Origin of the sequence: Salegentibacter sp. T436 (genome assembly GCF_001932675.1) — a bacterium.
GTDB lineage: Bacteria > Bacteroidota > Bacteroidia > Flavobacteriales > Flavobacteriaceae > Salegentibacter > Salegentibacter agarivorans.
Map to the genome: position 1 here is coordinate 1528537 of NZ_CP012872.1, position 12723 is coordinate 1541259.

The following is a 12723-nucleotide window of genomic DNA, read 5'->3' on the forward strand; positions in this document are numbered from 1 at the left end:
ATTATTATTCTTTAATTTTAATATTCTGTTTCCATTCCTGGTAAATCTTTTGGTACTGCTTACTTAATTTAGGATCAGGCTCCATTCTTTCCAGGCATTTTAAACTTGTAAATGCATCGTCAAACTCTTTGTAAAAACCATAACCTACCGCGGCACCACGGGCAGCACCTTCTGCACCAGATGTATTATAAAGTTCTAAAGTAGTTTGGGTGGTATTGACAAAAATTTCTCTAAAAACCGGACTTAAAAAAAGATTGTCTTTCCCGGCTCTTACCACTTTTCCTTCCACACCTATAGATTGCATTACCTCAAAACCGTAGTTCATAGCAAAAACAATTCCTTCACAAGCAGATCTTATAAGATGAGCCGGTTGGTGGATGTTATAATTAAGATTCTCTATGCCAGAATTTACTTCTTTATTGCTAAAAATTCGTTCTACGCCATTTCCAAAAGGGTAGAAGCGAAGACCTTTACTTCCTGGTTCTACTTTGGCAGCTTCTTCGTTTAATTTTTCATAGGGAATAAGTTCTTCCCTGCCCACTGAAATTATTTTACGCAACCATTGGTAAAGAATTCCTGAACCGTTGATGCATAAAAGAACTCCGTTGTGTTTAGCCTTTTCGGTATTATTTACGTGTAAAAATGTATTCACCCGGCTTTCTGGATCAAACGTGTTTTCGGCACTCACGGCGTACATTACTGCCGAAGTTCCTGCGGTTGTAGCAATGTCTCCCGGCTTTAAAGCGTTAAGCGAAAATGCATTGTTGGGTTGATCACCGGCCCTGTAATTGATTTTTGTGTCGGGATCAAGTCCAAGTTCATTTGCAATAGCTGAACTTACCGTGGCCTGATCTCCAAAACTCGGAACAATTTCAGGGATAAAATCTTCTGAAAGTCCCATTTTATCCAAAACTTCAGTGGCTAATTTTCCTTTAGAGAAATCCCATAAAGCGGCTTCAGATAAACCTGAAGTACTTATTTGAGGAGTTTCAGAAAGTTTTGCCGCGATATAATCTCCCGGCAACATCATAATAGAAGCTTTTTTGAAGTTTTCGGGTTCATTTTCTTTTACCCACTTCAGTTTAGATGCAGTAAAGTTCCCCGGGCTTCCCAGGATCTGGTTTTTACTAATTTCTTCACCAATGGCTTTATAGGCTTCATCTCCTATTTCTACGGCGCGACTGTCGCACCAAATAATTGAAGGTCTTACCGGGTTAAGTTTATCATCGGTTAAAACGAGCCCATGCATTTGGTAGGCGATACCAATTCCTTTAATTTTTTTAAGGTCTACGCCTTTTTTATCTCTAAGAATGCTAAATCCTTTCTTTACATTTTCCCACCAATCTTCTGGATTTTGTTCGGCCCAGCCAAATTGTGGGGCGGCGATCTCCATTTCAAATTCGGGAACTTTAGCCGAGGCTATAGTTGTTCCTTTTTCAGCATCGAGTACCGATAATTTGATTGAAGAACTTCCTAAATCTATTCCTAAAAAATACATACGTTAATTCTTGGTTTATCTTATTTTGAGATCCAAATGTTTTCCATTTCCTCAAGTGTTTTTTCCTTGGTTTCCGGTACGAATTTCCATATAAACAAGCCGGAAAGGATCGCCATTATTCCGTAAATCCAGTATGGGAAACCATTGTTGAACATGGCCACCAAATCTGAATTATTATTCATCATTGGGAATGTCCATGATACTACCAGGTTAGCAAGCCATTGTACGGCGACAGCTACTGCCATAACTCCTTTTATTGAATTGGGGAAAATTTCAGATAATAATACCCACACTACAGGACCCCACGACATAGCAAAGGCTGCGATATAGAAAAGCATAAACATTAGCGCCGTAATTCCTGTTGTTTCCAGGTAAAGTGCGAATCCAAGGCCAATCATACTCAGCGCCATAACAGCACTACCAATCATCATTAATTTTTTACGGCCAAACTTGTCTACGGTAGAAATTGCCACTACCGTGAAGATCATATTAATGGCACCTACAATAATGGTTTGCAGCATAGAAGCATCGGTTTCCATACCCATTCCTCTAAAAATTTCGGGCGCGTAGTACAGTACCACGTTTATACCTACAAATTGTTGAAAAATAGATAAGAGTAAACCAATTACAACCACGGTTCCGCCAAAATAAAGCCAGTGGGCCTTTTTCTTGCCAAAAGATTTTTTAATTTCTTCTAACACACCCGGTGCTTTTTCGGGGCCATTTAAATTAGAGAGAACTTTAAGGGCATCCTTTTCATTGCCTTTCATTACCTGGAATCTGGGGGTTTTAGGCACTAAAAGTAAGGCCAGGAAGAAAATAGTAGCGGGAATTCCTTCAGAAAGGAACATATATCTCCAGCCAGAAGTGTTTATCCAGCTTTCGGTTTGCCCCTGGACAATAAAATAGTTTACAAAATAAACCACCATCATCCCGCTCACAATAGCTAACTGGTAAAAACTAACCAGTTTTCCACGTATTTTAGGCGGTGCCATTTCAGCAATGTAAAGCGGTGCCAGCATACTTGCCAAACCAACTCCCATTCCTCCTATAATTCTATAAACAATAAAAGCTGAAAGTGAATCTCCAAAGAAGATATTCATAGTATCGGGGTAGGCTGAGCCTATTGCAGAAAGTACAAACAGCATAGCCGCTATAAGGAGTCCGTTTCGCCTTCCTATAGAATTAGCAACATTATCTCCAAGTGAGGCTCCAATAATACATCCCACAAGCGCACTACTTACCATAAACCCGAGGATGGAATTCTTTAAGTTTTCGGTTAAAACCCCTGGCAGCGTTAAAAATTGAAAGTAGTAAATTGCTCCTCCTATAAGCACAAAAAGCCCAATAATAAGATAGGCTTTTGATTTACTGAAAAATTTGAGTAGAAATGAGCTGAATAAAATTACAAGCGCCAGCACACAAATACTAATAATTACTTTAAACTGAAAGATAGCAGCTATTGCAAGGTCTTTATCAGTTTCTAATGCTCCAATAAAATAATTTTCAAGAGCACCAACGGCTCCAGAAATTACTGCCGTATCATACCCAAATAATAAGCCTCCAAGACTTGCTACTATGGTGATTAAAACAATACCACTCTTATTTAATTTTGCCATTTACAGATATCTTATGGTTTATTTGACTACAAGTATAGTTATTTTTTTTTATATTAGCAATTTACAAGGCTTAATTAAAGTAGGATAGTAAAAATAAAGCCTAAAAATTGTCTATATCTTTATAAAGATACCTATTGTATACACTTATGAAAAACCCTTTGCCATTTTTACCTACAAATGATCTTTCTGCAGCAGAAGTTATGAGTTCCATAACGATTGACTGTTGTGTGTTTAGTTTTGAAAAAAGCTACCTGGAAGTTTTACTGGTACAACACGGCGAAGGTATTAGTAAAGGAAAATGGGGTCTTCCCGGTGGTTGGATTAAAAAGGAAGAAGATATAGATGTGGCTGCCGATAGGTTACTTTCGGAATTAACCGGGGTAAAAGATATTTACCTGGAACAGGTTAAAACCTTCGGCAAGCCAGACCGATTTCCGCTGGGACGGGTTATAACCGTAGGCTATTACGCTTTAATAAACAGAGAAGATTTTAAGGTTAAGGCCGGTTTTACCGCTTCAGAAGCAAAATGGTACAGAATAAAAGATATTCCCGATCTTATTTATGATCATAATGAAATTTTGCAGTCCAGTTTAAACCGTCTACGCGGAAAAGTTAAACGCGCCCCTATTGGTTTTAATTTACTTCCGGAAAAATTCACTTTGCTCCAGCTGATGCAACTTTATACTGAAATATTAGATGTTGAAATGGATAAAAGTAATTTTAGAAGAAAATTTTTAAAAATGAAACTTTTACAGGAGGCGGGAGGTAAACAAACCGGGGTCTCACATAGGGCGGCCAAACTGTATAGGTTTGATGAAGAAATTTACCAAAACCTTACCCGCAAAGGATTTAATTTTGAATTCTAACTTATTTATTATCGCTAAAACTTAAAAATTTTTATGAGGCTGGATCTAAAAAAGAAATTATTTGTAGTTTTATTTTTTGTAAGTGTAGGATTTACATTTGCACAAATTAAATTGCCTAAATTAATAAGCGATAATGTTGTGCTTCAAAGAGATACAGAGCTTAAAATTTGGGGTTGGGCCGCTAATGGAGAAGTAGTAACGCTGCAATTTCAGGGTAAAAATTTTACGACAAAGACCAATGAAAGTGGTGAATGGGAAATTAAACTTCCCGCTCAAAAAGCCGGAGGTCCTTATACTATGGCATTTAATGCCTCGAATAAGGTTGAGGTGAAAAATATTTTGTTTGGAGATGTGTATTTATGTTCCGGGCAATCTAATATGGAATTACCAATGGGAAGGTTGGCAGATACCTATGCATCTGAAATAGAAAATGCCTATAATTCTAAAATCAGGCAATTTGAAGTGCCCGATGAGTATGAGTTTTCTAAGAAAAATGAGGATTTATCCTCAGGATCCTGGAAAGAGGTAAATAAAGAAAACATACTTGAATTTTCTGGAGTGGCTTATTTCTTTGCAAAAGCGATCTATAAAAAAGAAGAAGTGCCCATTGGGCTTATCAATTCAGCGCTGGGAGGTTCCCCGGTTTCAGCCTGGATGGATAAAGAAGCTTTAAAAGAGTTTCCGCAGTTTTACGAAGAACATTTAAAATGGGGGAATCAGGCTTTTTTAGATTCGGTAGTGAATGCTGAACAAAAAGCAATTAATAACTGGTATAGCGATTTAAATAAAAAAGATACCGGTTTACAAGAAAAATGGTTTAAGACTGATGTTGATAAAACATCCTGGAAGGAGATTGAAATTCCGGGTTTTGTTTCAGCAGAAAATAGAAATAATAGCGCTGGAGTGGCCTGGTTTTCAAAAACTGTAAATATTTCTCAATTACCTGTCTCTGATACCGTGAAGTTGCATTTGGGAAGACTGGTAGATATGGATTATGCCTATGTAAACGGAAAGCAGGTTGGGCATACCGGTTATCAATATCCGCCCAGAAAATATAAGTTTGATGCAAAATTATTAAAAGAAGGAGAGAATGAAATTGTAGTTCGTTTGGTAAATAATGGCGGCCCTACAGGTTTTATAAAAGATAAACCTTATCATTTAATATTAGATAAAGATACACTGGATATTGATGGAACCTGGAAGTTTAAACAGGCAGTTACAATGCCAAATACCCCGGGACAAACTTTTATTAGGTGGAAATCTGGCGGACTTTTTAATGCAATGATAGCTCCTTTAACAAATTTTGAATTGAAAGGGGTTCTATGGTACCAGGGAGAATCTGATACCGATGATCCAGATCTTTATTCAGAAACATTTCCTAAGATGATAAAAAGCTGGCGTGAAAATTTTGAGGATCCCGAATTGCCATTTCTTTTGGTGCAACTGCCAAATTTTATGGAAGAATCCACAGAGCCACAAGAAAGTAGCTGGGCTGAAATGAGAGAAGTTCAACGAAATACAAACCTTAATGTTCCTCATACCGGGATGGCCGTAACTATAGACCTTGGGGAATGGAACGATATTCACCCGTTAAATAAAAAGGACGTAGGGAAGAGATTAGCACTGGAAGCTAGAAAACTAATATATAATGAAGATATTATTAGTTCCGGTCCCGCACCTTCAGCCTGGGAAATTAAAAATGGAGCTGTTTTAGTCAATTTTGAGAATTTAAAATCAGGCTGGAAGATTAAAAACGGAGATCAACCTACCGGGTTTACAATTTCAGAAGATGGAAAGACTTTTTATAAAGCCAAAGCTGAGGTAATAGGTGATAATACTTTGAAAATTTATAATACTAAAATTAAAAATCCGGGTGTGATAAGATATGCCTGGGCTAATAATCCCGGGAACGCCAATCTTTATAACCAGGAAGATTTACCGGCTGTCCCATTTGAAATAGAATTAACTAAAGAAAAATAATTAAAACTAAACTTGAGATGAAATTTTTTATTGATACAGCAAATCTAGATCAGATTAAAGAAGCGCAGGATCTGGGCGTTTTAGATGGAGTAACAACTAATCCGTCTTTAATGGCAAAAGAAGGTATTACCGGTAAAGATAATATTCTTCAGCATTACCTGGATATTTGCGAAATTGTAGATGGAGATGTTTCTGCCGAAGTGGTAGCAACAGATTTTGATGGAATTGTGCGTGAAGGGGAAGAACTGGCGAAATTGCACAAACAGATTATTGTAAAAGTTCCTATGATTAAGGAAGGTGTAAAAGCCATAAAATACTTTTCAGATAAAGGAATAAAAACCAATTGTACGTTAGTATTTTCAGCCGGGCAGGCTTTGCTTGCAGCAAAAGCTGGAGCAACTTATGTTTCACCTTTCCTGGGAAGGCTTGATGATATTTCTACCGATGGGTTAGACCTGATAGCAGATATCCGACTTATCTATGATAATTACGGATTTGAAACTGAAATTCTTGCAGCTTCAATTCGCCACACTATGCACGTAATTAACTGTGCTAAACTTGGTGCCGATGTTATGACAGGACCACTATCTTCTATAGATGGTTTATTGAAACACCCACTTACCGATAGCGGACTTGCGAAATTTTTAGAAGACGCTAAATCATTTAATGTATAAATTATGGAAATTAAAGAATTAGAAGATTTTGCCACCCAGGTACGCCGGGATATTTTAAGGCAGGTTCACAAAGTGAATTCGGGACACCCGGGAGGTTCGCTTGGTTGCACAGAATTTTTCACCGCTTTGTACCAGGGCGGAATTATGGAACACAAACCCGAGTTTAATATGGACGGGAAAGACGAAGACCTTTTCTTCCTCTCCAACGGTCATATTTCACCGGTTTTCTATAGCGTTTTAGCTCGTAGCGGTTATTTTCCTGTAGATGAATTAAATACGTTCCGACTTATAGATTCCAGGTTACAGGGCCACCCAACAACGCACGAAGGCCTACCCGGTATTCGTGTTGCTTCAGGTTCACTTGGCCAGGGAATGTCGGTTGCTCTTGGAGCTGCGCAAGCTAAAAAACTGAATAAGGATAGCCATTTAGTATTTTCCCTTCACGGAGATGGTGAATTACAGGAAGGTCAAAACTGGGAAGCCATTATGTATGCTGCCGGAAATAAAGTTGATAATATTATTGCCACGGTAGACCTTAACGGCCAGCAGATAGACGGAAGCACAGAAACCGTTTTACCAATGGGTAACCTAAAAGCTAAATTTGAAGCTTTTGGCTGGGATGTTATGGAGATTGAAGATGGTAACGATATGCAACAGGTAATTGATGGTCTAAACGAAGCCAAATCCCGTACCGGAAAAGGAAAACCGGTTTGCGTGCTAATGACTACCATGATGGGGAACGGTGTAGATTTTATGATGCATACTCACGCCTGGCACGGAAAAGCTCCTGACGATGAGCAACTGGAGAAAGCGCTTTCTCAAAATCCTGAAACTTTAGGAGATTATTAAAAATAGATTTCCGCCTTCGCGGAAATGACAAAGAATTATAAGAATGAAGACATATACAGATACAGGAAAAAAAGATACCCGTTCCGGTTTTGGTGCGGGACTTACCGAGCTTGGCAGAACCAATCCTAACGTGGTAGCACTTTGTGCCGACCTGGTTGGCTCACTTAAAATGCAGGATTTTATAGATGAAAATCCAGAGCGTTTCTTCCAGGTAGGAATTGCCGAAGCCAATATGATGGGAATGGCTGCCGGTCTTACCATAGGTGGGAAGATTCCATTTGCAGGAACCTTCGCCAATTTCGCAACAGGAAGAGTTTACGATCAAATTCGTCAATCTATCGCATATTCAGGGAAGAATGTAAAGATTTGTGCTTCTCACTCGGGAGTAACTTTGGGAGAAGACGGTGCAACCCACCAGATCCTGGAAGATATTGGCCTTATGAAAATGCTACCGGGAATGACGGTGATTAACACCTGCGATTTTAATCAGACCAAAGCCGCAACTTTGGCTATTGCTGAGCACGATGGCCCGGTTTACCTACGATTTGGAAGACCAAAAGTAGCTAATTTCACCCCAGAAGATCAAAAGTTTGAAATTGGGAAAGCCGTTCAACTTTATGAAGGGGATGATGTAACTATAATTGCTACCGGCCATTTGGTTTGGGAAGCGATACAGGCAGCACAAAAACTTTCAGAAAAAGGAATTAGTGCTGATGTGATTAATATTCATACGATCAAACCTTTAGATGCAGAAGCCATAATCAAGTCGGTTAAGAAAACCGGATGTGTGGTAACTGCCGAAGAACATAACTTCCTTGGCGGACTAGGAGAAAGCGTTGCCCGCACTTTAGCCGAAAATAATCCGGCACCACAAGAATTTGTGGCCACCCAGGATACTTTTGGAGAAAGCGGCACCCCGGAACAACTCTTTGAAAAATACGGTTTAAATTCAGAGGCTATTTTAAAAGCAGCTGAAAAAGTAATTAAGAGGAAGTAGTTTCTTCCATCTTTATCTTAAAAAAGCCAATGAATTAAATTTTCATTGGCTTTTTTTATGTCCAAATTCTAAAGCGAAAAGTAGGAGCAGGCCTGGTTCTTTTATTTCTTCAATCATTTTTGATCACCTAAATGCTTGCCTTATTAATTACCTTCAAAGTACATTTCACCCGTAAAAAATACTTCAAGTTGTCTTCTACCGCTATTATTACCAAATCATCTTTTTTCGTTATTCTTAAGATAAAAATCCGGGTATTATTTTTTTTAAATCATCCCAAATAATCTTCATTTCTCCTTAACCAAATTTGAAAAATCGAAACCAATTTTATAGAAACACAAATTCTTGAAAATTGAGTTGAGAATTAGCGTTTTTTTGCTTCAAAATCATTTGAAAATCGAGGAATTTTAAACCAATTTTTGCCAGCTAAGCATTTATTTTTGTTTTAAGGCGACGTTTAAGTGTAAAATTAACATTTTTATATACTATAATCCTTTCCAAAATCACAATGCCTTGAGAGGTATAGGTTTTATAGGGTTTCAGGCCATTACGTTATCTTAAAATATGTCCTATTTTAACCCAATTTACATTGATTTTACCATTTTTTTTCTCGCATGTAACATACCGTAAAGTATTTGTAACACCACAATTCTTGATAAGCTGAATTAACGGATATATTTGGTTAAGATTTTTTAAGGAATAATTCACAATTAAGCTTTTTTGAAATGATCAAAACCTTAAAATAAGCTGAATTTTAATTCCAGGTTAACAAAACGAAACAATACTTCTTAAAACTATCTTAAATATCAAAAAGGAGTATTTATTCATTTTTAAACTATTTAATAACCCTTAAACGAAATAATAATAAGAGAATGACAAATTATTATCTAACGGAAACGAAGCTTCACAGAAATCATTTTCGGAATGAGGTTTTATTCTTCAGAAATGATCCCGGGAATGTCACTTTTTTTATTCCTAAAAACTAAAACGTTATCGAATATGAATAGCAAGCCAATTAAAATGCCTTTGAGCCATTTTAATAGAGTTTAAAACATTTTTAATATGAAAATAAATTTAATAAATCTTCCTTACCTAACTAGAACAATGGTTTTTGGACTATTGCTTCAACTTCTGTTTTTTCCTTCGGTTTATGCTAATGATAATAAGCCAAAAAGTGGAAGTGAACAACAAACAATTAGGGGAACGGTTACTTCATCTGAAGATAATCTTGGAATACCAGGGGTGAATATTCTTGTAAAGGAAGTTCCAAATCTCGGTGCTGTAACCGATATGGAAGGGAATTATACCATAGATGCTCCTGCCGATGCTACCCTGGTTTTTAGCTTTATAGGCTATAAAACCATAGAGAGAAAAGTTAATGACCAATCGGAAATTAACGTGATTATGGATCCAGACCAGGATGCGCTAGAAGAAGTGGTAATTGTTGGTTATGGAGAACAAAAAAGAGAGACCGTTGTAGCATCTATAGCAGAAGTTAGCGGTGATGTTCTGGAAAGAGCAGGTGGTGTGACGAACATTGGTGCAGCTTTAACCGGGAATGTACCCGGCGTTATTACCAGTGCCAGTACGGGTATGCCTGGAGAAGAAGATCCCAGAATTTTAATTCGGGGGCAAAGTACCTGGAACGACTCTTCCCCGCTTATTTTGGTAGACGGAGTGGAACGGCCAATGTCTAGTGTAGCAATAAGCTCGGTAGAATCAATTTCAGTTTTAAAAGATGCTTCTGCTACCGCTGTGTATGGAGTTAGGGGTGCAAACGGGGTGATTCTTGTAACTACCAAAAGAGGTGAAAAAGGAAAAGCTATAATAAGGGCAAGAGTAAACACTACAATGAAAAGGCCTTCTAAGCTGCCCGGTAAATACGACGCTTATGATGCTTTAAGGGTTCGTAATGAAGCCATTGAGAATGAACTTGGTTTAAACCCAAGCGCCTGGAACGATTATATGCCATTAGATATTATTGACAAATATAGAAATCCGGCAGACCAGGCAGAAAGAGAACGATATCCAAATGTTGATTGGGCAAATACCCTTTTCCGTGATTATACGATGTCTTATAACGCAAACGTAAATGTAAGTGGAGGAACCGATTTTGTAAAGTACTTCACTACTGCCGATTTCCTTAGAGAAGGAGATTTAATGAAGCAATATGATAATAACAGGGGCTATGAACCTGGATATGGATTTAATAGATTAAACGTAAGAGGTAATCTTGATTTTCAGATTACCCCTACCACTTTGTTCCAGGTAAACCTGGCCGGCTCACACGGTGTAAAGAAAAGCCCGTGGGGAGCTACCGGAGATGAATATAGCATGTGGGTAGCAGCTTATAGTACTGCGCCAGATGTTTTTCTTCCAAGATATTCAGATGGAGCCTGGGGATACTATGCGCCCAATGAAGGTGCGGCTACCAATTCAGTGAGAGTTCTGGGAATAAGCGGAATTCAGTATATGACTACCACTCGCTTAACTACGAATTTCACTCTGGATCAGGATCTTGATATGATTTTAGAGGGACTAAATTTTAACGGTACCATCGCATTGGATAACACTTTTGTGGAAGCTGACCGTGGAATTAATGATTTATACAATGATGCGCAGGAAAAATGGATAGATCCTGAAACCGGCACTGAGCTATACCAGCAGGCCTACGATCCTAATAGCCGTTTTGATTTTCAGGAAGGTGTAAAATGGTCTACCAGCCCAGGGGCTGTTCAGGATTGGTCGTCGCATAGAAAACTTTTCTACCAGTTACAACTTAGATATGCCAGGAATTTTGACGGGCGTCACGATGTTTCTGTAATGGGACTTATGAATAGAAATGAAAATGCTACCGGAAGCCAAATACCTCGTTATAGAGAAGATTGGGTTTTTAGAACTACTTATACCTTAGACAATAAATACACTTTTGAATATAATGGTGCTTATAACGGTTCTGAGAAATTTAGTCCTGAAAACCGATTTGCTTTCTTTTCTTCAGGAGGTGTGGGATGGATTTTGTCACGGGAAAATTTCCTTGATTCTGCTTCATTCTTGGATATGCTTAAGTTAAGAGCTAATTACGGTGAAATTGGAGACGATAATGTAGCGGGAAGATTTCTGTACATGACGCAGTGGGGCTACAATGGCCAGGCAAGAATGGGTGTAACCGGGGAAGCCGCAGAGCAAAGTCCGTACACCTGGTATTTAGAAGAATCTGTAGGGAATCCAGATGTTTCCTGGGAGAAGGTAAAGAAAACGAATATAGGAGTCGATTTTGGTTTCTTTGATGGATTTATTCAAGGTAGCTTCGATTATTTTATAGATGAAAGAACCGATATTTTAATTAATGGAGGCGATAGAGCGATACCTTCTTATTTTGGTACCGAAGCACCGGTTGCAAACCTTGGACACGTAAAAAATGAAGGTTATGAATTTGATCTTGATTTAAGCTACAGGTTTGAAAATGGATTGAGATTATGGTCAAATATTAATATGACGCATTCTCAAAATGAAGTAATAGATGCCGATGATCCATCATTATTACCCGCTTATCAACAAAATGCAGGTTTACAAATTGGGCAGGCATATTCTCACGTTACCCCTGGTTATTACAATACATGGGACGATCTTTATGCAAGTACCATTCATAATGCAAACGATAACCAGAAATTACCCGGAAACTATCATATTATAGATTTTAATGGAGATGGAGTAATAGATGCTTACGATAATATTCCATTTGGTTTTACCGGGAATCCTCAAAACACTTATAACGCTACTATTGGATTTGACTGGAAAGGCTTTAGTAGTTATGTACAGTTTTATGGAGTAAACAATGTAACCCGCCAGGTAGTTTTAGGAAGTTTAAGTAGCCAAAATCACGTGGTTTATGAAGAAGGAAGTTATTGGTCTAAAGATAACTTTAATGCAGATTCACCGGTGCCAAGATGGCTTACCACGCCAAGTGAATATAACGCTGCAAACAGGTATATGTTTGATGGTTCTTACCTAAGACTTAAAAATGCCGAAATAGCCTATACTTTCGATGCCGGCTCTAGTTTAGTAGATAGGCTGGGAGTTAAAAACCTAAGGGTTTTCTTAAATGGAAACAACCTCTTCCTATGGTCTGATATGCCAGATGACAGGGAATCGAATTTTGCCGGAACAGGATGGGCATCTCAGGGAGCTTACCCAACCGTAAGCAGATACAACTTAGGGGTAAATATTACTTTTTAAAATA

At 38.1% G+C, this 12723-nt stretch carries 8 protein-coding genes; 6 read left to right on the forward strand and 2 right to left on the reverse strand.

Going from position 1 to position 12723, the window contains the following annotated elements:
* Positions 1-4: 4 nt before the first annotated feature.
* Together AO058_RS06910 and AO058_RS06915 are read right to left on the reverse strand one after the other, a co-directional pair.
* A complete protein-coding gene (locus AO058_RS06910; RefSeq protein ID WP_075325783.1) occupies positions 5-1498 on the reverse strand; it encodes a xylulokinase in 1494 nt (497 codons plus the stop codon).
* A 20-nt stretch (positions 1499-1518) separates the two neighbouring features.
* Positions 1519-3117, reverse strand: a complete 1599-nt coding sequence (locus AO058_RS06915) for a sugar porter family MFS transporter (RefSeq protein ID WP_075325784.1) — start codon at positions 3115-3117, stop codon at positions 1519-1521.
* Positions 3118-3263: 146 nt separating this feature from the next.
* Between AO058_RS06915 and AO058_RS06920 the strand changes: the two genes are divergently transcribed.
* The 6 genes from AO058_RS06920 to AO058_RS06945 all read left to right on the forward strand — a co-directional run bounded on the left by AO058_RS06920 (position 3264) and on the right by AO058_RS06945 (position 12719).
* Positions 3264-3983: an NUDIX hydrolase gene (locus AO058_RS06920; protein ID WP_075325785.1), complete on the forward strand. Its 720-nt coding sequence runs from the start codon at positions 3264-3266 to the stop codon at positions 3981-3983.
* 33 nt (positions 3984-4016) lie between these two features.
* The gene (locus AO058_RS06925) at positions 4017-5963 is read left to right on the forward strand and encodes a sialate O-acetylesterase (protein ID WP_083634138.1); all 1947 of its coding nucleotides are present in this window, start codon (positions 4017-4019) and stop codon (positions 5961-5963) included.
* Between the two features lie 17 nt (positions 5964-5980).
* Positions 5981-6637 (forward strand): fructose-6-phosphate aldolase, encoded by a 657-nt coding sequence (gene fsa, locus AO058_RS06930; protein ID WP_075325786.1) that lies wholly within the window; start codon positions 5981-5983, stop codon positions 6635-6637.
* Positions 6638-6640: 3 nt separating this feature from the next.
* Complete coding sequence (locus AO058_RS06935; protein ID WP_075325787.1) at positions 6641-7486, forward strand: transketolase; 846 nt, start codon at positions 6641-6643, stop codon at positions 7484-7486.
* Positions 7487-7529: 43 nt separating this feature from the next.
* Positions 7530-8483, forward strand: a complete 954-nt coding sequence (locus AO058_RS06940) for a transketolase family protein (protein WP_075325788.1) — start codon at positions 7530-7532, stop codon at positions 8481-8483.
* Between the two features lie 1059 nt (positions 8484-9542).
* Positions 9543-12719 carry a SusC/RagA family TonB-linked outer membrane protein gene (locus AO058_RS06945; protein WP_075325789.1) on the forward strand — a complete coding sequence of 1059 codons (3177 nt, stop codon included), beginning with the start codon at positions 9543-9545 and terminating at the stop codon, positions 12717-12719.
* Positions 12720-12723: the final 4 nt, after the last annotated feature.

Excerpts from the sequence above, each read along its gene's own strand:
- AO058_RS06910 (WP_075325783.1), bottom strand. The coding sequence starts at position 1,498 with ATGTATTTTTTAGGAATAGATTTAGGAAGTTCTTCAATCAAATTATCG.
- AO058_RS06925 (WP_083634138.1), top strand. The coding sequence starts at position 4,017 with ATGAGGCTGGATCTAAAAAAGAAATTATTTGTAGTTTTATTTTTTGTA.
- AO058_RS06935 (WP_075325787.1), top strand. The coding sequence starts at position 6,641 with ATGGAAATTAAAGAATTAGAAGATTTTGCCACCCAGGTACGCCGGGAT.
- fsa (WP_075325786.1), top strand. The coding sequence starts at position 5,981 with ATGAAATTTTTTATTGATACAGCAAATCTAGATCAGATTAAAGAAGCG.
- AO058_RS06920 (WP_075325785.1), top strand. The coding sequence starts at position 3,264 with ATGAAAAACCCTTTGCCATTTTTACCTACAAATGATCTTTCTGCAGCA.
- AO058_RS06945 (WP_075325789.1), top strand. The coding sequence starts at position 9,543 with ATGAAAATAAATTTAATAAATCTTCCTTACCTAACTAGAACAATGGTT.
- AO058_RS06915 (WP_075325784.1), bottom strand. The coding sequence starts at position 3,117 with ATGGCAAAATTAAATAAGAGTGGTATTGTTTTAATCACCATAGTAGCA.
- AO058_RS06940 (WP_075325788.1), top strand. The coding sequence starts at position 7,530 with ATGAAGACATATACAGATACAGGAAAAAAAGATACCCGTTCCGGTTTT.